Source organism: Dokdonia sp. R86516, from assembly GCF_044596715.1.
Lineage (GTDB): Bacteria > Bacteroidota > Bacteroidia > Flavobacteriales > Flavobacteriaceae > Dokdonia.
The window spans coordinates 675,003-700,564 of the sequence record NZ_CP138998.1; the positions used below are offsets into that span (position 1 = coordinate 675,003).

19 protein-coding genes are annotated in these 25,562 nt (G+C 37.8%); 10 read left to right on the plus strand and 9 right to left on the minus strand.

Translation table 11 applies throughout. The features are described 5' to 3' along the window. The first annotated feature begins 2 nt into the window (after nt 1-2). From SJY23_RS03165 to SJY23_RS03175, 3 genes are read left to right on the plus strand one after another with little or no spacing between them, the layout of a single operon-like run. Nucleotides 3-713 (plus strand): glycosyltransferase family 2 protein, encoded by a 711-nt coding sequence (locus tag SJY23_RS03165; RefSeq protein WP_396597414.1) that lies wholly within the window; start codon nt 3-5, stop codon nt 711-713. After that, the gene (locus SJY23_RS03170; RefSeq protein ID WP_396597415.1) at nt 710-2,200 is read left to right on the plus strand and encodes a cellulose synthase family protein; all 1,491 of its coding nucleotides are present in this window, start codon (nt 710-712) and stop codon (nt 2,198-2,200) included. The genes SJY23_RS03165 and SJY23_RS03170 overlap by 4 nt, the downstream gene beginning before the upstream one ends. After that, nucleotides 2,197-3,627, plus strand: a complete 1,431-nt coding sequence (locus tag SJY23_RS03175) for a mannosyltransferase (protein WP_396597416.1) — start codon at nt 2,197-2,199, stop codon at nt 3,625-3,627. The genes SJY23_RS03170 and SJY23_RS03175 overlap by 4 nt, the downstream gene beginning before the upstream one ends. Before the next feature lie 7 nt (nt 3,628-3,634). On the opposite strand, the gene SJY23_RS03180 is transcribed toward SJY23_RS03175, so the two are convergent. From SJY23_RS03180 to SJY23_RS03195, 4 genes are read right to left on the minus strand one after another with little or no spacing between them, the layout of a single operon-like run. Further along, nucleotides 3,635-5,266, minus strand: coding sequence for an ArnT family glycosyltransferase (locus tag SJY23_RS03180; protein ID WP_396597417.1), 1,632 nt, complete (start codon nt 5,264-5,266; stop codon nt 3,635-3,637). Beyond that, nucleotides 5,263-5,883 carry a lipid-A-disaccharide synthase N-terminal domain-containing protein gene (locus SJY23_RS03185; RefSeq protein WP_396597418.1) on the minus strand — a complete coding sequence of 207 codons (621 nt, stop codon included), beginning with the start codon at nt 5,881-5,883 and terminating at the stop codon, nt 5,263-5,265. Before SJY23_RS03185 ends, SJY23_RS03180 begins: the two co-directional genes overlap by 4 nt. Then, the gene (locus tag SJY23_RS03190) at nt 5,876-6,595 is read right to left on the minus strand and encodes a glycosyltransferase family 2 protein (protein WP_396597419.1); all 720 of its coding nucleotides are present in this window, start codon (nt 6,593-6,595) and stop codon (nt 5,876-5,878) included. The genes SJY23_RS03185 and SJY23_RS03190 overlap by 8 nt, the downstream gene beginning before the upstream one ends. A gap of 6 nt (nt 6,596-6,601) precedes the next feature. Then, nucleotides 6,602-7,492, minus strand: a complete 891-nt coding sequence (locus SJY23_RS03195; RefSeq protein ID WP_035335592.1) for a pseudouridine synthase — start codon at nt 7,490-7,492, stop codon at nt 6,602-6,604. Nucleotides 7,493-7,816: 324 nt separating this feature from the next. On the opposite strand from SJY23_RS03195, the gene SJY23_RS03200 reads away from it, so the two are divergent. Then, nucleotides 7,817-8,440 carry an ExbD/TolR family protein gene (locus SJY23_RS03200; RefSeq protein WP_396597420.1) on the plus strand — a complete coding sequence of 208 codons (624 nt, stop codon included), beginning with the start codon at nt 7,817-7,819 and terminating at the stop codon, nt 8,438-8,440. 61 nt (nt 8,441-8,501) lie between these two features. Here the strand turns inward: SJY23_RS03200 and SJY23_RS03205 are convergent, their stop codons facing one another. Then, nucleotides 8,502-9,461 (minus strand): carbon-nitrogen hydrolase family protein, encoded by a 960-nt coding sequence (locus SJY23_RS03205; protein ID WP_396597421.1) that lies wholly within the window; start codon nt 9,459-9,461, stop codon nt 8,502-8,504. A gap of 169 nt (nt 9,462-9,630) precedes the next feature. On the opposite strand from SJY23_RS03205, the gene SJY23_RS03210 reads away from it, so the two are divergent. Continuing rightward, nucleotides 9,631-10,917 (plus strand): putative DNA modification/repair radical SAM protein, encoded by a 1,287-nt coding sequence (locus SJY23_RS03210; protein WP_396597422.1) that lies wholly within the window; start codon nt 9,631-9,633, stop codon nt 10,915-10,917. Nucleotide 10,918: 1 nt separating this feature from the next. Further along, nucleotides 10,919-11,689, plus strand: a complete 771-nt coding sequence (locus tag SJY23_RS03215) for a TIGR03915 family putative DNA repair protein (protein WP_396597423.1) — start codon at nt 10,919-10,921, stop codon at nt 11,687-11,689. A 61-nt stretch (nt 11,690-11,750) separates the two neighbouring features. Here the strand turns inward: SJY23_RS03215 and SJY23_RS03220 are convergent, their stop codons facing one another. After that, the gene (locus SJY23_RS03220) at nt 11,751-12,200 is read right to left on the minus strand and encodes a nucleoside deaminase (RefSeq protein WP_035335588.1); all 450 of its coding nucleotides are present in this window, start codon (nt 12,198-12,200) and stop codon (nt 11,751-11,753) included. Between the two features lie 38 nt (nt 12,201-12,238). Between SJY23_RS03220 and SJY23_RS03225 the strand changes: the two genes are divergently transcribed. Then, on the plus strand, nt 12,239-14,017 hold the full coding sequence (locus SJY23_RS03225) for a 1-deoxy-D-xylulose-5-phosphate synthase (RefSeq protein WP_396597424.1): 1,779 nt from the start codon (nt 12,239-12,241) through the stop codon (nt 14,015-14,017). A gap of 55 nt (nt 14,018-14,072) precedes the next feature. On the opposite strand, the gene SJY23_RS03230 is transcribed toward SJY23_RS03225, so the two are convergent. Together SJY23_RS03230 and dgt are read right to left on the minus strand one after the other, a co-directional pair. After that, nucleotides 14,073-16,775: a T9SS-dependent M36 family metallopeptidase gene (locus tag SJY23_RS03230; protein WP_396597425.1), complete on the minus strand. Its 2,703-nt coding sequence runs from the start codon at nt 16,773-16,775 to the stop codon at nt 14,073-14,075. Between the two features lie 90 nt (nt 16,776-16,865). Then, nucleotides 16,866-18,197 (minus strand): dGTP triphosphohydrolase, encoded by a 1,332-nt coding sequence (gene dgt, locus SJY23_RS03235; protein WP_396598091.1) that lies wholly within the window; start codon nt 18,195-18,197, stop codon nt 16,866-16,868. A gap of 230 nt (nt 18,198-18,427) precedes the next feature. Between dgt and SJY23_RS03240 the strand changes: the two genes are divergently transcribed. Further along, complete coding sequence (locus SJY23_RS03240) at nt 18,428-21,277, plus strand: TonB-dependent receptor domain-containing protein (RefSeq protein WP_396597426.1); 2,850 nt, start codon at nt 18,428-18,430, stop codon at nt 21,275-21,277. 33 nt (nt 21,278-21,310) lie between these two features. Next, a complete protein-coding gene (locus SJY23_RS03245) occupies nt 21,311-22,477 on the plus strand; it encodes a multidrug transporter (RefSeq protein WP_396597427.1) in 1,167 nt (388 codons plus the stop codon). Nucleotides 22,478-22,565: 88 nt separating this feature from the next. Here the strand turns inward: SJY23_RS03245 and SJY23_RS03250 are convergent, their stop codons facing one another. After that, nucleotides 22,566-22,931: a toxin-antitoxin system YwqK family antitoxin gene (locus tag SJY23_RS03250; RefSeq protein WP_396597428.1), complete on the minus strand. Its 366-nt coding sequence runs from the start codon at nt 22,929-22,931 to the stop codon at nt 22,566-22,568. Between the two features lie 322 nt (nt 22,932-23,253). On the opposite strand from SJY23_RS03250, the gene SJY23_RS03255 reads away from it, so the two are divergent. Continuing rightward, complete coding sequence (locus tag SJY23_RS03255) at nt 23,254-25,494, plus strand: inorganic phosphate transporter (RefSeq protein WP_396597429.1); 2,241 nt, start codon at nt 23,254-23,256, stop codon at nt 25,492-25,494. Nucleotides 25,495-25,562 lie beyond the last annotated feature (68 nt).

Below are 25,562 nucleotides of genomic sequence, written 5' to 3' on the forward strand. Positions count from 1 at the left end.
TTATGACTCCCCTTATTAAAGTAATAATACCAGCTTACAACGAGCAAGACTCCATTGGTCATGTGCTACGCGACATTCCTACTACTGTGAGTGAAGTTATTGTAGTGAGTAATGCCTCTACAGATAATACAGAACAAGTCGCTAGAGAAAATGGCGCTACTGTATTAAGAGAAGAACGCAAAGGTTACGGATATGCCTGCCTCAAGGGTATGGAATATATTGCAACCTTAAGTATAGATGATGTTGCACAACGCCCAGATATCGTTGTCTTTCTGGATGGTGATTATAGTGATTATCCAGAAGAGCTTACTAAGATAGTTGCCCCTATTATCAATGGAGATTACGACATGGTTATAGGTGCTAGAGACAAACGCTTTCGCGAAAGCGGATCAATGACCACTCCTCAAATTTTTGGAAACTGGCTTGCTACTACCTTAATGACGCTATTCTTTGGGGCAAATTTTACAGATCTGGGCCCTTTTAGGGCTATGAAATACGATAGCTTACTAGCTTTACAGATGGAAGACAAAACCTATGGGTGGACGGTAGAAATGCAACTCAAGGTTTTAAAGAAAAAGATGAATTATATAGAAGTCCCGGTAACTTATCGCAATCGCATAGGTGTTTCTAAAGTCTCTGGCACCGTAAAAGGTGCGGTAATGGCAGGAATTAAAATACTAGGATGGATTTTTAAATACAGTTTTAAGAAATGATATTAGAAACCGTAATTATTGTTATTTACACGATTTCGCTTATTATCATATTTGCGTATAGCTTATCCCAGCTCAACTTACTTTTTAATTACTTGCGAGCACAACGCAAGAAAGACGACGCTGTCTTATTTAATTTTAAAGATCCTGCACAGATTCCGTTTGTAACGATACAGCTTCCAGTATATAATGAACTGTATGTAATGGAGCGTTTACTAGATAATATTGCCCTCTTAGACTACCCTGCAGATAAGCTAGAAATCCAAGTGCTAGATGATAGTACAGATGAGTCTTTTGAAACCACAAGAAATCACATAAAACGCCTTAGCGATAAAGGGCTAGACATAAAACACGTTACTCGTACAGACCGTTCGGGATTTAAAGCAGGAGCTTTAAAAGAAGGGCTTAAGGTTGCAAAGGGCGAATTTATCGCCATCTTTGATGCAGATTTTCTTCCAGAACCTAACTGGTTACAACGCACTGTCCCTTACTTTAAGGATCGCAATATAGGCGTCGTACAAACACGCTGGGGACACATAAACAGAGATTATTCTTTACTCACAAAAGTGCAGGCTTTTGCTCTTGACGCACATTTTACACTAGAACAAGTAGGCAGAAATAGTAAAGGACATTTTATAAACTTTAACGGAACTGCTGGATTGTGGCGCAAGCAGTGCATAGAAGATGCCGGAAACTGGGAAGGTGATACCCTTACAGAAGATCTTGACCTAAGCTACCGTGCCCAACTCAAAAACTGGAAATTCAAATACCTAGAGGATGTAGAAACTCCTGCAGAGCTGCCAGTAGTAATAAGTGCTGCACGCTCTCAACAATTTAGATGGAATAAGGGTGGAGCAGAGAATTTCCAGAAAATGTCTAGAAAGGTTTTGACGAGCAAAACCATTTCTCCAAAAACAAAAATGCATGGCTTACTACACCTTTTAAATAGTACCATGTTTTTAAATGTTCTTATTGTAGCAATATTGAGCATACCTATGTTACACATCAAGAACGAATACGCACATTTAAAGCCATACTTTTATGTGATGTCCTTCTTTGTGATAAGCAGTGTAATTTTCTTTATTTGCTATTGGTTTATGTTTAAAAGCATTTATGGCGGAGGTTTCAAGCAGTTCTTTAAATACACAGGGATGTTCTTTGTATTCTTTAGTATTGCTATGGGATTCTCACTTCACAACTCTATTGCAGTAATAGAAGGCCACCTAGGTAAACGAAGTGATTTTATACGCACACCTAAGTTTAACATAAGCGAACTCAAAGACTCTTGGAAAGGCAATAAATACCTCAAAAAGAACATATCAATCAATGTAATTTTTGAAGGCCTTTTGATGTTATACTTTGGTTTTGGGATGTACTACGCCTCGGTTGTAGGAGATCAAGGTGGTGACTTTGGGCTATTCCCTTTTCACCTAATGTTGTTCATGGGATTTGGATTTGTATTTTTTAAATCTCTTACGAGTAAAGCGTGATAGAACGTCTTTGGAAATATCAAAAAACTCCTATTGCACTAGCGATTGTTTCCTTAGTAACCTACTATCTCTTTGCTTTTCAACTAGAAAGAGCTAACACCGCACTCCTACTAAGTCTGTACAGCATACTTTTTGCTTGCTTTTACTTCATAGTAAGCAAAGGCAAAAATGACTTCTCTTTGCTACTCGTTTTTGCCGTAGCATTAAGACTCATATTTATACCAGTAATCCCAAATCTCTCTCAAGATTTTTATCGCTTTATTTGGGACGGACGGATGCTTACACAGGGTCTTAACCCGTACTTAACCACTCCTCAAAGCTATATAGAATCAGGTAACATTGAGATTGTAGCTCAAGCAAGACAGCTCTATGAGGGGATGGGAGCACTTAATGGAAGCCACTTTACAAATTACCCACCCGTAAACCAACTTATATTTGCCATCGCAGGATTATTCTCTGGCAATAGCATCATTGGTGCGGCTATCGTGTTTAGAATAACTATTATTCTGGCAGATATTGGGATTATTATTTACGGTAAGAAATTATTACAAAAATTAGGCTTACCCATTCATAATATCTTCTGGTACGGACTTAATCCGTTTATCATCATTGAGATGACAGGCAATCTGCACTTTGAGTCTGTCATGTTGTTTTTTGTAGTCTTATCATTGTATTTACTGGCTCAAGGCAAGTGGATATTAAGCGCTGTGATGATAGCATTATCTATATCTACTAAGTTATTACCGCTACTCTTTCTGCCTCTTTTCATGCAATACTTCTTAACTCGTGGTGATAGAAAAACAACACATTTTAGAAGCTCATATCCTTGGAAAGTCCGCTTTCGCGAAATAACAAAAAACCTACCTCGTCTCATTTATTTCTATTTAATTGTGATTGGAGTGGTTATAGTTACCTTCTTACCGTTCCTAACAAATGAGTTTGCCGAAAACTTTGGAGCATCTATTGCGCTATGGTTTAAGAAATTTGAGTTCAATGCTAGTGTCTACTATATTATTAGATACATAGGCTATCAAACCATTGGCTGGAACATCATAGGTGACGTTGGTCCTTTACTTCCTAAGATTGTGTTAGTCTTCTTGATAGTTATAGCATTCCTTAGAAATAACAGATCGATGCAAGCAACTATTACCGCAATACTCATTAGTATCTCCTTTTACTTTTTGATGTCTACCACAGTCCATCCGTGGTATGTTGCCACACCCTTACTTTTATGTGTGTTTACGCGCTATCGCTTTCCGCTTGTATGGAGTGCAACTGTGATGTTAAGTTATAGCGCCTATGGCGCAGACAGTTTCAAGGAAAACTTATGGCTAGTGGCTGTTGAGTACGTTATTGTAATCCTGTTTTTTATCTGGGAAGTTTATAACCCTACTAAGACTACTGTAAAAGCAACGACTGCCGTTTAGAGCTAGATTACTTTTTGGTGAGTATCATTTCATATACTTTTCCAGACTTCCTACCTTTATAAGCTCTACTGCCTCTTGCGTTATAATTAAAATCAAAGTCTTGAACATACGTTGCTTGATATTCATTAAACTTTTCTGCAAGAATAGTTTCACAATCTGAACACAATAACAAGTAGAAGCTCTCGTCCTCCATTACGGGTTCTAAAGAGTCAATCATAATGATTTTCTTCCCAGCTTCCCAGAACACCTCAGGAGCGCCCATTTCAAAACTGTACAGTGATGTGCTACTTTCTAGCACCTCATCATTAAAAGGACTATAATCATCATTAAAGACGTTATTTTTTAGAACATCTAGACTTCCTATCGCCGTGCAAATAACAGCAAGTACAATAAGCAGAAAAACGTGGTATATATCTTTACGCAGCAAAGCACGCATAATATAAATTGCAATTATAAAAACTAACAAGAAAGCGACTACAGCAATAACATCTACTGCTATTGTGTTCATTACTGCTAGATATATTAATACTAGAGGTGCAGCTATAAATATTAAAAACAATAAGCCCAAATTGAAATACACGGGGATAATCTCTTTTCTATCTTTTATCTTACTAAATCTGTTCACGAGATAAGTCACATAAAACCCAACATTCATGGCTAGTGGTATAAGCACAGGCATGAGGTATCGAGACTTTTTCTCAGGAATAATTGATAGTAAAATGACAGCAATCACAGTCCACAAAAATGTAAAACGATATGCTTTTCTATTAGCAACCCTAGTCTTCAGATAAGGATATAATAGACTTATGAAGGCTGGAATTGTCCATAATCCGCTTTGTACAAAGAAGCTCCAGTAGTAATAAAAAGGCCTCACATTATAACTCGTCCAGTTTCCAGTTTCTTTCGATGCTATCGCTGCAAAGGTTTCTGGATCTACAGCACGTACATAGCCGTACCAACTAAACCCTAAGAGTAATCCTCCTAGCAAAACGAGCACTACTGGCAACCACTTTCTTCGTTCTGTTTCGCTTCTATACACTACGAGATAAGCAATCAGAAATGGCAAGAACAATACGTATAAAGAAACGGGGCCTTTGCTCAACACAGAAGCTCCTATACATATAGCAGCGATAAGCCAAGTTATTATATTTCCTTGTAATGCATCTTGACTCAATCCTTTGAAAATACAGTAGATTGCCGTGAGCATAAATGCATGTGCATATATATCCCATGGCGCTTCAAATACTATAAGAATAACATATAATGAAGTTATACTTACGAGTGCGTTAATAAGACTATTGCGTTTAGTAAGAGTTAGCTTTCGCGAAAGCGTATATATCATACTCCCCAACAACATCACCATTAATACTGCAGGAAAACGCATTCCCCACAAACTATTCATACCAAAAACCCCAGCCGAAATTGCCGATAGCCATGTAGGCAAAGGAGGTTTTTCATAACGTGGCTCACCATTCATGGTGGTGAGTATCCAGTTACCATCTACAAGCATTTCTCTAGCTGTAACAAAGTTGCGAGCTTCCATAATGGTCACTTCTAGCACATAAAGAAAAGGCAATAATAAAACCCCAACCACGATAATGATTGTGAGAATGGGCCGCTTTTCTATGAGTGTGATCAAGCCTTTTGAGATTTATAATAAAGATAAATATTGCGTGCGTAGATAAAGGTTCCTAGCCCATAAGAGAGCACCATTACATAATCTACACGGTATAAGAAATACAGCAACGAGAGAAGTCCTCCCGTAAATGAAAACAACCAGAACCCCAGAGGTAGTGTTGCTTCTTTATTCTTTTCTGCGTGAAACCACTGGTACACAAAACGAAGTGTAAATAATACTTGCGCTACAATTCCAAGGGTAAGTAGCCAGGTACTCATTTCCTCTTTTGAGAACAATGCTGCGAGGTCAAATTTTCCATTATTCCACCCGTATGCAATAATCCCAACAGGAATGGCAATGATTAAAAACTGAGACCATCTAGGCAACAATTTCCACTGCTTTTGGATTTGTAAATTTCTTATGTAAATGATATATCCCAGCACCTGCCCCAGCATAAGTGGGAAGTCCGTACGGAAATAACCATAAATAAAAAGCACGAAGGACCCAGAAAGACTAAGCCACCAGAAAGTGAGTGGCGTAACTACTTTTTTTCTCTTTTCAGATAACAACCACTGCGATAACATACGCCCTCCAAAGAGAAGCTGCGCAAGTACGGCAAGTAGCGACAGACTATCCACGGCTTGTACTACCTACTTTATAATTGATGTACTTCTTCTTCATCCAGAGGTAAGCAAAGCAATCCATAAGTGGACCTAATAATCTGTTCCAAACACCAAATTTTGCCTCCCCAGCAATACGCGGGAAGTGTCGCACAGGAACTTGTTTTACTTTACCATGTTGCAATAAAATCATTGCTGGTAAAAAGCGGTGCAATCCTTTAAACATAGGTATGCGCTGTGCATACTCAGTTTTTATAATTTTAAGCGGACAACCAGTGTCATCCATCCCATCATTTGTAAAGGAACGGCGTATTCCATTTGCAATCTTAGAAGACATGTTTTTCACAAACTTATCCTTACGATCTGCACGTACGCCAGTCACAAGATCATAAGGTCCTATTTCTTTAATAAGTACATTAAAATCTTCTGGAGAAGTCTGTAAGTCACTATCTATATAACCTACAAGTTCTGTATCTGCGTGATCAAATCCTGCTTTAATTGCGGCACTTAGTCCGCAATTTTCTGTAAATGCGATATACTCAAAGTCAGTATTTCTAGCGCAAATCTCCTTGATGATATCAAGACTGGTATCCTTAGAACCATCGTTTACAAAGAGCACCTTACTCTTTGCTGTAGCAGTTTGAAAATAAGCTACAAATTCAGACTCTACCCTTGCGAGGTTATCTTCTTCATTATAAACTGGGACTACGATGGTAAGACGATACTCCATAAAAACTTATCCGTTTTTAAGATTTACAACCTCTTGTTTAGTTAAATGTCTCCAGTGACCTCTAGGTAAATCTTTCTTTGTGAGTCCAGCGATAGTAACACAATCTACACGTACCACCTCGTAGTTAAGGTGTTCAAAAATAGTACGTATTACACTGTTACCCGTATTTCTAATACGAAGACCTACTTCCTTTTTTGGCGCTCCATCTACATAGCTTATCTCATCTACAGTTATGGTTTTACCATCAATTTTAAGACCTTCATTGATACGCTCAATATCGGCTCCTTTCAAGTTGTTAGAAAGCTCTACGTGGTATAACTTATCTACTCCTTTTTTAGAATTTGTAAATTTCTGTACAAGCTCATCATCATTAGTAAAAAGTAATAATCCCATCGCATTACGTCCTAATCTACCTATAGGTTGTATACGAGATTTAGTAGAACCAGCTACGAGATCCATTACAGTATTTCCTTTATCATTACTCGTAGTAGTTGCAAAGCCTTTAGGCTTATTAAGCAACACATAAGCTTTTGCTTCAGGGTTGATACGACGTCCATCAAAACGAACATCATCCTCTAGTCTTACTTGGTACCCCATCTCATTAATCACCTTACCATTTACGGTAACCTGACCTATAGAAATGTACATATCTGCCTCACGACGAGAACAAACACCTGAGTTTGCTATATACTTATTAAGGCGCATCGTTCCATCATCTTTCTTTCTAGGCGCTTGTCTTTTTGGTGCATCAAAGGCTTTATCCTTAGGTTTTCCTCCTGGTCTAGATGCTTGTTTACGCACGGGTTGTGTCCCTCTCGAACCACTCTTTTGCTTTCCGCCAGCGCCACTACGCCCAGATGGTTTTCCTTTTCCTCTATTATCTGCTCCTCTGCTCATTACATTATTGTTTAAGCTGCAAAGGTAAGATTTACTCCGTACTCTTTTACTACCTAGTGAGCATAATAATAAGTTGCTCGCTTTCGAGAAAATTTGACCTCATTACAAAGAAGCTTTTATCAACCTAAACAAGCCGAACCCACCTCCCTCATTGACCCGAAAACCATTCTATTACCGACTTAAGTATTGCTCTATTAAAATCAAAAGTTCCCTCCTAACCTATTCTCACTGTGACTCTAAATAAGATCTCATTTTAAAAAAACAGCCCACTGGCATAGAACTTGATTCTCACAACCTGTTCAACATTTTAAAACTTTATACATTATGAGAAGACGCACTACTCCCGAAGTAAATGCAGGATCTATGGCAGACATTGCCTTCCTCTTGCTTATTTTTTTCTTGGTTACGACAACTATAGAAAAAGACAAAGGCATCGCACGGCAACTCCCGCCAGCGATTAAAGACAACACCGAAGTTCTTATCAAAAACAAGAACCTCTTTGAAATTATTGTGAACGCAGATAATATGCTGCTGGTAGAAAATGAACGTGTACCGCTTGAAGATTTGAGGCAATTAACCATTGACTTTCTTGATAACGGAGGCATTCCATCAAGTCAAGATGGATATTGTGATTACTGCAAAGGCAGTAGAGATCTACTCTCTTCAGATAATCCTCAGAAAGCTGTAATCTCTATTTCGCCAGATAGACTTACAAACTACGATACATATATCTCGGTACAGAATGAAATATCAAGTGCTTATGAGTTTTTAAGAAATAGAGAAGCACAACGATTGTTTGGCATTGAGTTTACTGCCACTGATAAGTCTATAAAGAATGGAACTTACAAAGGAGATGTAACAAAAAGTAAAGCTCAAATAAAACAAGTTCGAACCATGTTCCCTATGCTTATCTCAGAAGCAGAGACTTCAAAAGAGTTAAGGATTTAAAATACCTATTCAAACAATAAAAAAGCGGCAGAAATCTTCAAGTGATTTCTGCCGTTTTCAATTAATCATTAAAGGTTACCGTGCTTTGACGTTCTCTGTTAACTGTGAGCTTTGTTACGTCTGGACGAGAATAATGCCCAGAAGGATCAAAATTTTGACGTTCCTCATACACCTTATTAAAATCTAAGGTGTGATATATATTACCTTCTGTTTCGATGTCTGGAGGTAAGATGAATTCGCCATCTGGTCCTGCAATGCAAGAACCACCGTTTGAAGAGCGCTCTGGAGCCCGTTTTAAAATTTCATTGAGGTGAGGCGTATCTTCCGGAAAGTCTGTAGCGATTGCCATTCTACTAGACACAGAGATTACATAACTACGAGATTCCCTGGCAATAAATCGTGTGATATCTTTCGTATTGTAATCACTTCCTGGCCATACGGCTATATGTAAATTTTCGCCTTGTGCATACATAACCGCACGTGGCAATGGCATCCAGTTCTCCCAGCAATTGAGACCACCTACTGTAAACTGTTTAAGAGGGTGGACTTTTAGACCGTGACCATCTCCTGGCGCCCAAGTTAATCGCTCGTCATAGGTAGGCTGCAATTTGCGATGTACAGACTGTATTTCTCCATTTTGATTGATATACACTAAGGAACAATATAAACTTGCCCCTCCTCTATCCATTGGTTTTTCAATAATTCCAAGATATATTGCAATATTGGAATGTTTCGATAATGCACATATTTCATCTAGATCGCCTCGTTCTATATCAACTGCGTTTCTTGCGTAATGCGCATGTAATTCCTTCACCACTTTTGTATCCCATGCCGCACCATCTGTGAGTGATAACCAATATGGATATCCAGGCAACAAGCCCTCTCCAAAAACAATGAGTTCTGCCTCATTTTCCGCAGCTTCTTGAATGGCAATTTTTATTTTTTTAATCGTCTCTTCCCTATTCCCCCAGACTGGAGCAATTTGGGCTAGAGCAACTTTTAAATGATTAGGCTGTGACATATGTATAGTTTAAAAAAGTGATGATGTTAAAAGTACTAAATAGTAGTCGGCTTCATGAGGTTACGCTTTCGCGAAAGCGTACTTATTTCTTTCAATACCATTCACAAAATTTGAGATACAATCCATATATTAGGAATTATTCCATAATTTTGTTTTAAATCCTATTGCTATGAATTTTGAACGTATTAAAGAAAAGCTCAACATCCTCGCAGATGCTGCAAAATATGATGTGTCTTGCTCTTCTAGCGGCAGTAAGCGTACAAATAAAAATAAAGGCCTAGGAGATTCTAGTGGGATGGGAATTTGCCATACCTATACAGAAGATGGACGATGTGTATCGTTATTGAAAATCTTACTTACTAATCATTGTATTTTTGACTGTGCATATTGCGTCACTCGTAAAAGTAATGATGTAAAACGTGCCGCTTTCAAAGTGCAAGAGGTAGTGGATCTCACCATCAACTTTTACCGTAGAAATTATATTGAAGGCCTATTTTTAAGTAGTGGTATTTTTAAAAATGCCGACTATACGATGGAGCGTCTCGTTCTTGTTGCTAAGAAACTACGTCTTGAGGAAAATTTTAATGGTTACATCCATCTCAAATCTATACCTGGAGCAAGCGACGAGTTAATGAGAGAAGCAGGACTTTATGCCGATAGACTTTCTGTGAATATTGAAATTCCCACCGAGCAAGGTCTCAAATTACTTGCTCCAGATAAAAAGAGCGAAGACTTTATCAAGCCTATGCGTAAAGTGAAAAATGAGATCATTCAATACAAAAGCGAGAAGAAGCTTATAAAAAGCACTCCTATATATGCGCCCGCTGGACAAAGCACCCAAATGATTATAGGTGCTACGGGCGAATCAGATGCACAGATCATGTACACAAGCGCATACTTTTATAAAGAATTCCAGATGAAAAGGGTGTACTACTCTGGATACATCCCTATAAGTCATGACGAGCGATTACCTTCTATAGGTACAGATGTGCCTATGTTACGAGAAAATAGATTGTATCAAACTGACTGGCTATTGCGTTTTTATGGATTTAGCATACAAGAATTACTTAACAAAGAACACCCTAATCTTGAAACAGATATCGACCCAAAATTAAGTTGGGCACTACGTAACTTACAGCACTTCCCTGTAGATGTAAATCATGCAGACCGCAGATTGCTCGCTCGCATTCCTGGTGTAGGAATGCGCTCTGTAGATAAGATTATCAACGCTCGTAGATATAGAAAACTAGGTTGGGAACATCTCAAAGCCATAGGTATCTCTATGAATCGCGCTCAGTATTTTCTCGTTTGCGCTTCTTCACAATTTGAAACAAAAGACCGTACCGCTGCACAACTCAAAAGTTTAATCATGGGGAACTCTGCTAGTAAATGGAGAGGTGCCTACAGTAGCCAGCTTAACCTTTTTGAACCTAATGCAAATGTAACTGTGTCGTAAGATGGGAATGATAGATCAATACATCTATGATGGAACTTTCGAAGGTTTTCTCACTGCAGTATTTGAAGTTTATGACCGCAAACCTATACGAGTGAAAATTGTAAGCGAGCGACTAGTCACCGTAAATTTCTTTGATGAAGAGCACACTATTTACACAGATCAAATAAAATCTGATCGCGTGTGGAAAGGCATTGAAGATAAAATAGGAAAGAAAGCTGGGAATCTCATTTACAAAGCATTTTTAAGCGAGCAATCAGATAGAGAGCAGGTACTTTTACGTATCATTAAAAAGGGATTTAAAGGCGAAAATGTAACAGATAACTTTGCCGATATCGATGTGTTAAGACTCACCAACTTGGTTAAAATTGTAGGACGCGAGAAACATAGAATGGACGCCTTTATAAGGTTTAGACTCACTAAAGACAACGTTTATTTTGCAGAGGTAGAACCAGATTTTGATACATTACCACTCAATGCAATCCACTTTAAAAATAGATATGCAGATCAAAAATGGCTCATCTATGATCGCTGCAGAAATTATGGTGTTTTCTATGATTTAAAGACCGTCAACTATGTACAACTTGAAATTTCAAATGATATTAATAGCAGTCTTGCTGCGCCATTTTACTTCACCCATGATGAAATGCATTATCAAGACTTATGGAAAAACTATTTTAAAAGCACCAATATTCCGTCTCGTAAAAACATGAGATTGCACTTACAACATGTACCTAAAAGATACTGGAAATATTTAAGTGAGAAGCAGCCTTAAAAGTGGAAGATTCCGCTTTCGCGAAAGCGTAACTATAACAAGTAAATAATAAACTAGCTCGTTAGTTAAGGTTGCGCTTATCTACAAAAAAGCGCTTCATAATACTTTCACACTCTTGTGCGAGCACTCCACTTTCTACCTTTGTCTTAGGATGCAAGGTGGTACCCATCACATCATAACCACGCCTCAAATCTTTTGCACCATAAACAATTCTACCTATCTGACTCCAGTAGAGAGCACCAGCACACATCTGGCAAGGCTCTAATGTAACATACAATGTACATTGCTGAAGGTATTTACCACCTATAAAACTAGAGGCACTCGTGATTGCTTGCATCTCTGCATGCGCGGTAACATCTGTTAAGCGCTCTGTGAGGTTATGTGCTCTAGCAATAATCATGTTATCAATTACTACTACGGCACCTACAGGGATTTCACCTTGATCAAAAGCAGTTTGCGCTTCTTGCAAAGCCTTCTTCATAAAGTAAGCATCATCATAAGGTTCTAGCATGTATCCTATTTTTAATGATATAAAAATACATATTCAAGATGTACCTTTGTAATATGCCAGAGCGTATTCTTGATACTATAAAAACACCAAGCGATTTGCGCCTATTGACGCAAGAGCAACTACCCCAACTTGCCAAAGAGCTTCGTCGTTTTATTATTGATATAATCGCGACTAAGGAAGGACATCTAGGCGCTAGTCTAGGAGTTGTAGAAATTACAATTGCCCTACACTATATATTCAATACCCCAGAAGACAATCTTATCTGGGATGTGGGTCACCAAGCATATGGTCATAAAATACTAACGGGAAGAAAAGATATTTTCCATACTAACAGGCAAAAGGGTGGCATAAGTGGTTTTCCTAATCGTATGGAGAGTGTGTATGACACCTTTGGTACAGGTCACAGTAGCACTTCTATCTCTGCAGCGTTAGGCATGGCGATGGCTGCCACATTAAAAGGCCAAAAAGATAGACATCATATCGCCGTAATAGGAGATGCCTCTATAGCCAGCGGAATGGCTTTTGAAGGATTAAATCATGCCGGAGTTACTAATGCTAATTTGCTCGTGATTCTTAACGACAATGCTATAGGTATTGACCCAAGTGTGGGAGCTCTTAAAAAGTATCTAACTAACGTAAAGAAAGGCACTGCTAGAGAAGACAATATTTTTGAAGCGCTTAATTTTAAATATTTTGGCCCAGTAGACGGTCATGATTTACCTAAACTACTAGAAACCTTAGAAACCCTCAAAAAGGTAGAAGGTCCAAAATTCTTACACGTAATAACTACAAAAGGAAAGGGACTAGCCCTCGCCGAAAAGGAACAGATTACCTATCACGCACCTGGTAAATTTGATGCAATCACAGGAATTAGAGCCCATAAAAGCAATAATCCAGAACCTCCTAAGTACCAAGATGTTTTTGGTCACACCATTGTAGAGCTCGCAACACTTAATAAAAAAATTATAGGTATTACACCTGCCATGCCTACAGGGAGCTCTCTCAAATATATGATTGCCGCCTTTCCAGATAGAGCGTTTGACGTAGGTATCGCAGAGCAACATGCCGTAACGCTTTCGGCAGGAATGGCTACTGAGGGAATGGTTGTGTATTGCAACATCTACTCTACCTTTTTACAGAGGGCATACGATCAAATAATTCACGATGTAGCGCTGCAAAATCTACCTGTGATTTTTTGTTTAGATCGCGCTGGCCTCGTGGGGCAAGACGGCGGAACTCATCAAGGCGTCTTTGATCTAGCATATCTCAATTGTATTCCTAATCTCATTATATATGCTCCAAGTGATGAGATCGCGCTTCGCAATATTTTATATACGGCACAACTTGGATTAGAACATCCTATTGCCATACGATATCCACGTGGTCGCGGTTTTCATATAGACTGGCAGCTACCTTTTAAAAAGATAGAAATAGGTAAAGGTCACTGTGTTCAAAAAGGTAAAAAAGTTGCTATTATAAGCATAGGAAACATTTTAAAGAATGTTTTAACAGCGGTAGAACAATCTAAAAATGAATGCGGTGTGTATGATATTGGCTTTTTAAAACCAATTGACACCGACTTATTAGACGAGGTTTTTAAAACCTACAAGCATATCATTACTATTGAAGATGGTTCAAAAATAGGCGGACTGGGGAGTGTTGTGGGTGATTACGCTTTCGCGAAAGCGTACAAAGGCAAACTCACCGTACTAGGAGTACCAGACGCATTTATAGAGCATGCAACCGTTGAAGAGCAGTATGAAGAGGCAGGAATATCTGTAGAAGCAATTACTAGCCTTCTTAAAAATCTTGCATAAAAAAATCGGCAGACGTAAGTGTCTGCCGATTTGGTGTTTAATAGAATTTAGAATATTATTCAATAATAATCTTAACAGTTTCAGTAGCACTATCACTCTGTACTTGTAATAAATATATACCAGATGCTAGATTATCTAACTGTAACTTCACCGTACCTTCAAGCACAGTTTTTTTAGTATAGACTACACGTCCATTTATGTCAACAACCTTAACTGTTCCTGCACCTTGAGGTTTATTTATTGCAATATTGATATCACCATTACTTGGATTAGGGAACACACTGAAAGCTCCAGCCTCTGCTACTCTATCAACAGAAAGTGGCCCTAAGCAAGGATTAAGATTATCTGGCGGTAAATCTGTAGCAGAAGTTCCATCCTCTCTTTCTCTCCAATCACCTTGATCTGCTGAAAAACCTAATCCTCTTTTTGCAAAAGCTGTCCAGATAATACATCCTGCCGTTGCCTTTGTATCCTCATCAGTAAAGTACGGACTCATCTCTACAGCCGCTAGTATAGCATCTCTACCGTCTACAAAACCTGGATTACACGGTTGTAATTTAAGACCATCCATTACTAATTGAAGTGCTATATTATTACCTCCTGTTCCATTATATACATCTGCATCAAAACCAAATTCCTCGATAAATCCCCATGTCATATCCCAAATCATTGTTGCCCAAACATACCCTACTGGATGTGGTGCCGTCGTGCTTTCAAATTCTGCAACAGAATCGTATGAAGAATTGTTTATTGCAAAATCCGTACTATACGCTGTTGGGCGTATACCAACACCATCTGTAGGCTGTCCTATGGCATAAGTTCCAATACCCCTTACATCTTCTCCCGTATCACCTTCCCTCATTGTAAGCATAAGTCCAAAATAATCTGACCATCCTTCACTCATTACTTCTGTAGCCCTACCTGGAACACAACCATCTGCATTAAATTGTACGCAAGTCCTCATACAATTAGAATTATTTGCTCCTCCAGTTAGTCTATTTGATACACCGTGCCCGTACTCGTGAGCTACTATACCATTATCTAAATTACCGTCTATCTGGAATGGACCGTCGTTAAGAAGAGATCCATTTATCACTTCTCCATTCTGCAATGCGGCAATTAAGGCTTCTCCATTTTCTTGAGAGACCATTACACTAGGTATCGTAACTTGATCACCAACCGCCCCTGGAGCCATTCCAATTGGTGCATCAGGAACATTATTTACTACAATTACTGCAATTGCCCCAGCTTGTTCTGCTGATAATACTTTAGCTCCAAACTCACATGCACCTCTTCTTAATAATGCAATCTTCCCAGTTACATCAGCAGCATTTGTCACATTATCACAACCATCAAGCTCGTCTGTTGACTCTCCTGCATTATCATCTAACAATATAACAAGTTCTCCTTGTAATGCTGTTTCTTCTGGAAGAGGAGCTCCAAATCCCGCAGGAATTCCGATATATGAACCTGCTAAAGCCCCATCAAGAATCGTAACAGCTTCTCCTGGAGGTCCACTTGCAGTCCAAAGAAACATTTGCATTCTAGGATTAGTACCGTCTGGAGGTGTTGCAAAATTTGCGTTATTAAGCCCTGATCCGTCTTGAGAATCTGCAATTACAAAATCATTTCCTACTCCTAAATTAGAATAGTTAGTCTCTTGAAAATTTCCACTTTCTTCATCAAACCCGTAGAGAAAAAGAACATCATGCATGATATTGTTCCAATAAAATAAATTTGTAGTAGACGCTTCTAACATATTCACTGGATTTGTATCAAATGCATATGGAAAATTGAAATTTAAATCATCACCACCGTCCGGCGAAGCCCCTCCTGTATCTTCATTATCTCCTAATATGTCATCCCAAGCAAGCACATTATTACCACGTGTTATGGTAAACTCTGCTCCTGCGACACCATCTGTATCATGCCAGCCAAATGGAGAAGCCTCAAGATTCTGAGGATCAACCACTAACGAAACATCACCATGATTAGGACTCTCTAGAGGAAGGGCGTATACATTATACTGCTCCCCCGCAAATGCTGCGGTAGCTTCTTCAGTTTTAAATAAAGTAAAGTCACTTTTAGATAGCTTTTTGTTACCGTTTACAGATTGATGATTATGTGTACTAAATGCACAAGAAACTACCCAATCATTTTGATTAATAATTTTTCCAGTTTGAGAATCTACACGCACACTCCACCAATGTTTACCATCAAGAGTATGAATATTAAGATCCCAAGCTAGTAATAAGTCTTCACCTACGGGAACATAAACTAACTCTACTGGCACGTCTTCTAATGAAACCCCACCACTTGTGAGCAAAAACTCTTTAGAAGTCACGGTTTCTATTAATGAAAAGTTGCTAGTACCTAAGCCTAATTCTGATGCTGCGGCATTAGCTGCTTGCAAGGGATTAAGTTGTGGAGTTGTTGCATTTATACGAGTAGCTACATTTGTCTCAAGCTTATTTGAAAGGTAAATTATATTTTGACCCTTAAAAGCTCCATTTATCGTAGCATTGAATATGGAAATATCATTATACTTCTGTCCTGCATACACATGCATTACATCCGTCTTTTGGGTTTTGCTCTTACTATATATGTATAGTTCCTCAATATCTCGAGCAGCGATACCAGATTGGCTTCGCTCATTGCTGATTTTCTTCTTGAGTAAGGATAAATAATCTTGCGCCTGCACACCAAAAGATGAAGTCAAAAGCAAAATAATAAAAATCTTAGTGTAATTTTTTTTCATATATAAATAGGATTTAATTAAAAAAGTGTAAATAAAATTAAATGAAACAAAGGAACTGCACAATGAATGTGCGTTCATTAACACAATTGTTTACCCATTTATATTCATCCCCTGCAATTGTTGAAATATCTTAACAGACTTACTATCTGTCATCACAGACACTTGATTACAAATTTCAAGTAGTTCTTGATATAATGTATAGTCGCTATCTGACCTTGTATTAAATAATTTTAAAACCAACTTATCGTAATGCGTGGGTGTATTAGTTATAGCACTACAACGCGCAGAAAGTAAGGCATTAAGAATCTCGTAACCCGCAATTTCTTTGGATATAACCTCGTCGCTCTCATAAATATTTGAAATACTAATTTTAAGCACATCATTGATTTGTGCTTCGTATTTTGACTTATCTAGTAAAGCCTTATCAAATACCCCCTTAAGTATAGCTTCTTCATTTTTCATAAAGATAGAAACTGCCTCGTCTATAAGGGTCCCTATAGCAAGAGCTCTAAGGTAACCTACCCTCGCAGCCTTGTCTGTAAGTGTAGCATATTTAGATCGATTTATATGTGGAACTAATTTTATGAGGTATTCTAAAGCATATTCTTCAGGAATGAGGCCTAAATTAATGCCGTCTTCAAAGTCTATGATAGTATAGCAAATATCATCTGCTGCCTCTACTAAGAATGTAAGCGGGTGTCTGGCATAGCTCACATCCTTTCCTGATCTAGTCTGAATGAGACCTAGTTCTTCGGCTACATCTTGAAAAGATGCTTTATCATCTTGAAAGAAACCATATTTCTTATCTGCGATATGCTTTGTAGGCTTGTGTGGAAGCGATTCTTTTGGGTACTTCATAAATGTACCTAAGGTTGCATATGAAAGTCTTAAACCTCCATCTGCACCTGGGCGAGACTCGGTCAATATTTTAAACCCGTTTGCATTTCCTTCAAAAGTGCATAAATCTTGGTACTCCTTATCTGTAAGCTCTGCCTTAAATCGTTTACCTCCACCATTTTTAAAATAATCACCTATAGATTTTTCACCAGAGTGTCCAAAAGGTGGGTTGCCGATATCATGCGCTAGCGAAGCTGCAGCTACAATAGCTCCAAAATCATTCATCTTATAACCGTGTACTTCAGAAAGATGAGGGTATTTTTCTAGAATACGCTTTCCTACTTGCCTACCTAATGACCTTCCCACAACAGCAACTTCTAGACTATGCGTGAGCCGTGTATGAACAAAATCTGTTTTAGACAAAGGGATTACTTGTGTCTTGTCTTGTAGACTTCTAAAAGCCGAAGAGAAAATAATACGATCATAATCTACTTCAAAGCCTAAACGGGTTTCATCTTGTTCTGCCCGTAATCTCTTATTTGTATCTCCCTGCCTCTTAAGTGAAAGCAGTCGTTCCCATTGCATCATTTTTTCAATCCTTTGTTAGCAAGCGGAAAGATAGTCTTTTTCTACTTTTTTTTGATTGGTTTACGCTTTCGCGAAAGTGCAAAAAACATAACACCTAAAGAATTGCTCAACAGTCTTAACGTTAAGATAACGCTAAAATTACAAGAAGCTAATGCAACTATAACAATGAGGTAACTTTAAACGTAAATTCTGTGAACATCTTTGCGCATCGATAATTCACACATAAAATGAAACACCTTTTTACAGTATTATTTTTACTTATTAGTACATTAACTTTTTCTCAGACAGGGACAATTTCTGGTATTCTTACCGATAAAGAGACTGGTGGTGACCCTCTTCCTTTTGCAAACGTCATCTTAAAAGGAACCCAAAAGGGTGCTCAAACAGATTTTGATGGAAATTATACAATCACCAATATTGAACCGGGTACTTACATTGTAGAATTTAGCTTTGTAGGTTACCAAACAATTGAAAAACCGAATATTATAGTCTCTGCCGATGCAGTTGTTACAGTAAATGCAGAGTTAGCCGCAGGTGCTTTGTTAGATGAAGTTTTAATTCAAACAACGGTAAGAAAGGAGACTGAAACAGCACTGCTACTTGATCAAAAGAAAGCAACCACCATCAAACAAAGTATTGGAGCACAAGAACTTGCAAGAAAAGGGGTAAGTGATGCTGCTGGTGCAGTGAGTAAGATTTCTGGTATATCAAAACAAGAAGGAGGGGGTAATGTTTATGTACGTGGTTTAGGAGATAGATACCTGAACACTACATATAATGGATTAACACTGCCCGCAAACAATATTGAAAAGAAAAACATGGACCTTGGTCTCTTTTCTTCAGATGTTATTCAGAACGTGGGTGTGAGCAAAACATATGCAGCAAATTTTTATGGAGATTTTGCAGCTGGAAATGTAGACATTGTATCCAAAGAATATACAGGAGATTTCTTTTTAGACATAGATCTTGGAACTACAATTAACTCCAATGCTATAGGCAAGAATTTTGTGAAGAGTGAAGGGACGGGATATTTTGGTTTTTATAATAGATATGAAAACAATCCTTTTGCCGTAATACTATCACACGGTGTTGACCCTGTAAGCTCTGATGGAACTGCAGGCATTAATGGAAGTATTGCTGGTGGAAAATCTTGGAATATTGGTGAAGAATCTCGACTAAGCGTATTTGCTACAGCATCTTTTGGAAGTAATTTTGAATATAGAAGAGGACAATCTGCAAACGTAACTGGTGCTGCAAATACAATTTTCCAAGACACAGAAGAATACGAATTTAGCCGCACAACGACAGCCATGGCAAATATTGTTTATCGTATCAATGGAGATCATAAAATAAAATTTAATTCTCTATTTATAAATGACGCAACAGATGAAGTAGGTCGTTTTGGTATAGATGGTAACGGCTATAACAGAGCTACCGTAGCAGACTCAGACGACTTTGGGTTCTTTACTCAAAATGTGCAGTTTGAACAGGATATGATTTATGTAAATCAACTTACAGGAACCAGTCGAATCAATGATAAAATAAAAATAGATTATGGTGTGGGATACAATAATGTATTAGCTAGACAGCCAGACAGAAAACGTATTGCTCTAGAAAACTATGACCTTGCACTAGACAATGATCCAAATACAAATGCTATTTTCTTTAGTAACGTAGTCTTTGACAACCAACGATATTTTCAGAACATTGAGGATAATGAGATAAATGGTCGTGTAAATGTATCTTATGAATCATCTGAAGATCTTACTTTTAATTTTGGATATAATGGACGTTCTAAAGAACGTACGTTTGACAACCAGCGTTATGGTTATGATATAATAAACGCTAAGACAGAGGTTTTAGATCCAAGTAACTTTGACGCCATTTTTACACCAGACAATCTTGGCGTAGTATACAACACAGCTGTTTTTAACTCACTTGACGGTTTTGACGACACAAATCTTCCTGGTCTATTAGAAAACACCTACAAGGGTAATCTCAATGTGCATGCAGTTTATGGAGAAGCAATCTATAAAATGGGAGAAAACTGGAGCTTTGTTCCAGGATTGAGAGTTGAAAATTTCAATCAAAAAATTCAATATAATGTAATTAATCTTGTAGCAAATAACCCTGGAGGTAATGAGGCCGAAGAAACATTTTTCCTGCCAAGTTTAAATATAAAATATGCACTCACAGAAGATCAAGCATTACGTTTTTCTGCAAGTCGCACGGTTTCAAATCCAGAATTTAAAGAGGTCGCTCCATTTGTTTATGAAAATGTAACGGATCGCGTAGGGGGTAATCCAGATCTCTTAAATGACCCTGCATTCTCAACAGTTCTAAACTTGGATGCTAAATACGAGTGGTTTATGAAGAGAGGAGAAATCTTTTCAGTAGGAGCTTTTGCAAAAATAATTAATGACCCAGTAAACTTAGTATCTGCAAATGATGCTACAGGAACTCAACGTTTTTTTAGAACTGGAGATAAGGCAGAAGTTTATGGAGTAGAACTAGAAGCAAGAAAAGGACTTATTGTGGACTCAGAAGATGAGCCACTGCTAAGCGCTGGACTAAACATAACTTATACTTACACAACGCAAGATCTCAAATCTGTAACAGGAACTTTTAGTACAAATTTCAATAAAGATTCTGACCAACTACAAGGCGCATCTCCCTTTTTAATAAATGCTGATTTAAGTTATAGCCCTTCCTTTGGAAACTATAAACCTATTGGAAATTTAGTTTTCTCATATTTCTCAGATCGTATTGATGCACTAGGTTCTGGACAGCTAGGTAATATTGTAGAAAAAGGTGTTCCTACTCTTGATTTTATATGGAAAAATAAAATTACTGACAAGTTCGAAATCAATGCAAGTTTTAAAAACTTACTCAACCCAACTATCGAGCGTGTGAGAGAGAATGCAGTAATTGGACAATCACTCGCTTCAGAACTTAATATACCAGTTACAGAAAGAATGAATGCAAACGGAACCTCAGATTTTATATCTAAAGAATTTGCACTTTCTAAATACACTAGAGGTATCAATATAGGATTACAATTCAAGTATACATTTTAAATCAATCATAAATTAAACTTTAAAACTATCACAATGAAAACGAACAAACTAATCTTAAGCCTTTTTGCTGCGACTACACTACTGGTTGGCTGCTCAACAGATGACACGGCAGATGTAAATATTACAACTGGTGGTGAGGTTACAGAACCTACACCTACAGATTCTAATGTAATTGGAGGAACACTTACTGAAGATCTAGAACTTGCTGCAAACACAGAATACTCATTAGAATCTGCCCTAATTGTACCTGACGGTTTAACACTAACTATAAATGCAGGTGCTGTAATAAAGGCAACAACTGGATCTGATGTTTATGTTGCTGTACTACAAGGCGGTGTTATTAATGCTGAAGGAACTTCATCAAACCCAATAATTTTTACTTCTGCTACAGCAACACCAGGACCTGGTGATTGGGGAGGTGTAATTCTATTAGGTAAAGCTCCTATAAACTCTGTAGTAGGTGGAGATGACACTTCAACATCAGAAATAGGTGGTCTTCCTTACGGAGGATCTATTACTGACGATAACTCAGGTGTTCTTAAATATGTGCGTGTTGAATATTCTGGAGGAGCAGCAGATGCCTCTTCTGAAAATAATGGATTTTCATTTTACGGTGTAGGATCAGGAACTACTATAGAATATATCCAAGCATTTGAAGGTGCAGATGATGGTGTAGAATTTTTTGGAGGTACAGTAAATGCATCTTTTGTTTCTGTAATAGGAGCCCAAGATGACTCTGTAGATTGGACTGAAGGATTTACTGGAACACTTACAAACGTATATGTCCAACATGGTGTTGCACATGACAAAGGTATTGAAGGAGACGGCTTTAACACTGACATAGGAAACAACTCTAACCCAGTATTTTGGTCTGCTCCTAGCATCAATAACCTAACTATAGTAGGTAGAGGGTCTTCTAACGGTAACGAGGCAATACGTCTACGTGCTGGCACTAGAGCAATTTTTAACAATGTACTTCTTCAAGGGTTTGAAGAAGGATATGATCTTGATGACACAGAAACTGGAGTTGGTTTTACAGCTGGAAATACAAGCGTAACAAACATCACTTTTGAAGACGTAATACTTAATCTTAAAAATGATACTGATGCAACTATTTCTGAAGATGCATTCTTTACAGGAATAGGAAATGGTACTGGTACTGATTACGATACTTGGAGCGCAGGATGGACTCGCAACTAATATTTACAATTAAATTAGCCACAAAAAAAGGTCTCCATGATGGAGACCTTTTTTTATTTAAAACTTTTACGCTTTCGCGAAAGCGCTACTATCTATTACTCGCTACATTGGAATCTTGATTTTTCCAAGTATTAACAGAAGCTACTCGTGAATCTTGGTAATCTACCTCTGTAAGTTTATCATTAGACCAAAAGAACCAAGTACCTACTTTAGTCCCATTGTCATATTGGGCCTTAGCAGTTTTTTCTCCATTGCGATTGTAACTAATCCATTGTCCAGTAACCTGACCATCTTTAGTGTAAAAGCCCGTCTGACTAACTTCTCCATTATCAAAATACAAAGTCGCCTTCACTAAGTCTCCTACTTCTACATATGTAGGTTTGTTATTTACTTCTTGAGCTTGCATTGAAACAACCATTAAAAATGCAACTGCCATCATCATTATCTTTCTCATAATTTGGGATTTTAATTTTTCTATGACATAAATGTAACACAAAATTTACATAAAACAAACTTTTACATAACATTTTGTTTACATTAAATTTACATTGAGGTGTTAATCTGCTGGTTTCTACGTCTTTAATCGAACATTGGAGGTTGATTTAATTTAAACCTCTTTATATCACATAAGCGGCTAGTGTACTATTAATACTATAAATTTGCATTATAGTTCAACGTAAAAAGTTCTTATCTTTCGCTCGATATAACCTTTACATAACGCTTAAATCTTTTTAAATTGAGATTTTTGCCACCTTGGCTTTTTCAGCTTATATTTTATGGAAAATATTTACATTTTTATGATTGCCGCATTAGCAATACTTGCAATTGCAGATTTGGTAGTCGGAGTGAGTAATGACGCAGTAAACTTTCTCAATTCTGCAATAGGATCTAAGGCAGTTACTTTTAGAACAGTGATGATTGTTGCTAGTGTAGGTATTGCCTTTGGGGCTTTATCATCAAGTGGTATGATGGAGGTTGCTCGTAAGGGTATTTTTGACCCTAGTCAGTTTTATTTCAATGAAATAATGATCATATTTATGGCAGTAATGATTACAGATATCATACTGCTAGATATTTTTAATAGTCTAGGTATGCCTACCTCTACTACCGTATCTATTGTATTTGAGCTTTTAGGCGCGGCCGTGGTGATGTCTATTATAAAGATTTCTAACAATAGTGACTCACTCTTACAACTGGGCGAGTATATTAATACCGATAAGGCTACAGAGATTATTTTAGGTATTTTACTCTCCGTCTTTATTGCATTTTCTGTAGGAGCTATTATACAGCTCATTACTAGAGTACTCCTTACTTTTGATTTTCAGAAAAAGGCATCTTGGGTTGCAGCCGTTTTTGGTGGTATTGCCGTGTCTGCAATTTCTTATTTTATCATCATAAAAGGGCTTAAAGGTGCAGATATACTTCCTCCTGCTTTTAGTAACTGGGCAAATGAAAATCTTTTACAGTTTTTAGGAGCTAACTTTATTGTGTGGACCATACTATCTTGGGTATCGCACGCAGTCTTAAAACAAAATATCTATAAACTTGTTATCATACTAGGAACCTTTGCACTTGCCATGGCATTTGCTGGTAATGACCTAGTAAACTTCATAGGTGTACCTATGGCAGCATATAACTCTTTTGGAGCGTGGTCTGGCTCGGGTATTTTACCAGAGGCGTTTAGTATGGAGCAACTGGCCGAAAAAGTGCCTACACAACCTATACTCCTTCTCGTTGCAGGACTTATAATGGTGTTAACACTCTGGTTTAGTAAAAAGGCTAGACGCGTAGTAAAGACTTCTGTAGATTTATCACGCCAAGACGAGGTAAAGGAACGTTTTAAACCTAACTGGGTTTCTCAAAATCTAGTACGCCTAGTTATCATAGCAAATACTGGGGTTAATAAAATATTACCTGCTCCAATTAGAAATAGAATAAACAAAAGCTTTACCCCTGTCTTAATGACAAGCACAAAAGCAATAGACGCTCCAGCTTTTGATATGGTGCGTGCTGCAGTAAACCTAGTTGTTGCGAGTGTACTTATCTCAATAGCTACGGGTCTTAAATTACCATTATCTACTACCTACGTTACGTTTATGGTTGCTATGGGAACATCTCTTGCAGATCGTGCGTGGGGAGCAGAGAGCGCTGTATATCGTGTTGCGGGAGTACTTAATGTAATAGGAGGATGGTTCTTAACAGCATTTAGCGCCTTTACAGCTGCAGGTATCTTTGCATACCTAATGTACCTAGGCGGCAACCTAGCAGTAATAGGTCTTTTTATACTCGCCATAGCTATGCTAGTGCGCAACTATATAGCTACAAAAAAGAGCAATAAAAAAGCACAAATAGAAGAAGACTTACGTAAGGCAGAAAGCCAGACAATCTCTGGAATTATAGAAGAAAGTGCGGACAATATTGCAATAACTATCTTACGTACCAATAAGATCTACACAGGTACTCTTAAAGGTCTTGCAAAAAATAAAGTGGGCAGCCTTAAGAAAAGTAGAGGTACCGTAGAGAAGCTCAATGATGAGATAGATGAACTACGTAACAACATTTTTTACTTTATAAAGAATCTTGAAGAAACCTCTGTACGTGGCTCTAATTTCTACATTGAGATACTAGGATACCTAGAAGACATTACACAATCGTTAGAGTACATTGCAAAAGCTAGTTATAAGCACGTAAACAACAATCACAAGCCACTACGTTTTACTCAAATTAAAGACCTACAAGAGATAGACAACAAGCTAAGTGAGTTCTTACAAGAAACAGCCACTGCATTTAATGATCGAAACTATATGCGCATCGAGGCGCTTCTAGGTAAGAAGGATGAGCTTTATGGTCAGGTTACAGACAAGATCCAAAAACAAGTAGAACGAACCCGTTCTGAGGAGTCTTCTCCTAAGAATACTACGCTATACTTTGGCCTCCTTTTAGAGACTAAAGATCTTATAGAAGAGATTATGAACTTACTTGAACTCTATAATACCGAGCACAAAAGATCAAAGTAAAGAGTATCAATTATACTTACTAAAATGCCAGAAACATTATTTGCTTCTGGCATTTTTATTTCTGATTT

Excerpts from the sequence above, each read along its gene's own strand:
- SJY23_RS03205 (WP_396597421.1), bottom strand. The coding sequence starts at position 9,461 with ATGTCACAGCCTAATCATTTAAAAGTTGCTCTAGCCCAAATTGCTCCA.
- SJY23_RS03230 (WP_396597425.1), bottom strand. The coding sequence starts at position 16,775 with ATGAAAAAAAATTACACTAAGATTTTTATTATTTTGCTTTTGACTTCA.
- SJY23_RS03255 (WP_396597429.1), top strand. The coding sequence starts at position 23,254 with ATGGAAAATATTTACATTTTTATGATTGCCGCATTAGCAATACTTGCA.
- SJY23_RS03225 (WP_396597424.1), top strand. The coding sequence starts at position 12,239 with ATGTACCTTTGTAATATGCCAGAGCGTATTCTTGATACTATAAAAACA.
- SJY23_RS03220 (WP_035335588.1), bottom strand. The coding sequence starts at position 12,200 with ATGCTAGAACCTTATGATGATGCTTACTTTATGAAGAAGGCTTTGCAA.
- dgt (WP_396598091.1), bottom strand. The coding sequence starts at position 18,197 with ATGCAATGGGAACGACTGCTTTCACTTAAGAGGCAGGGAGATACAAAT.
- SJY23_RS03165 (WP_396597414.1), top strand. The coding sequence starts at position 3 with ATGACTCCCCTTATTAAAGTAATAATACCAGCTTACAACGAGCAAGAC.
- SJY23_RS03195 (WP_035335592.1), bottom strand. The coding sequence starts at position 7,492 with ATGAGCAGAGGAGCAGATAATAGAGGAAAAGGAAAACCATCTGGGCGT.
- SJY23_RS03240 (WP_396597426.1), top strand. The coding sequence starts at position 18,428 with ATGAAACACCTTTTTACAGTATTATTTTTACTTATTAGTACATTAACT.
- SJY23_RS03250 (WP_396597428.1), bottom strand. The coding sequence starts at position 22,931 with ATGAGAAAGATAATGATGATGGCAGTTGCATTTTTAATGGTTGTTTCA.
- SJY23_RS03190 (WP_396597419.1), bottom strand. The coding sequence starts at position 6,595 with ATGGAGTATCGTCTTACCATCGTAGTCCCAGTTTATAATGAAGAAGAT.
- SJY23_RS03170 (WP_396597415.1), top strand. The coding sequence starts at position 710 with ATGATATTAGAAACCGTAATTATTGTTATTTACACGATTTCGCTTATT.
- SJY23_RS03210 (WP_396597422.1), top strand. The coding sequence starts at position 9,631 with ATGAATTTTGAACGTATTAAAGAAAAGCTCAACATCCTCGCAGATGCT.
- SJY23_RS03215 (WP_396597423.1), top strand. The coding sequence starts at position 10,919 with ATGGGAATGATAGATCAATACATCTATGATGGAACTTTCGAAGGTTTT.
- SJY23_RS03245 (WP_396597427.1), top strand. The coding sequence starts at position 21,311 with ATGAAAACGAACAAACTAATCTTAAGCCTTTTTGCTGCGACTACACTA.
- SJY23_RS03200 (WP_396597420.1), top strand. The coding sequence starts at position 7,817 with ATGAGAAGACGCACTACTCCCGAAGTAAATGCAGGATCTATGGCAGAC.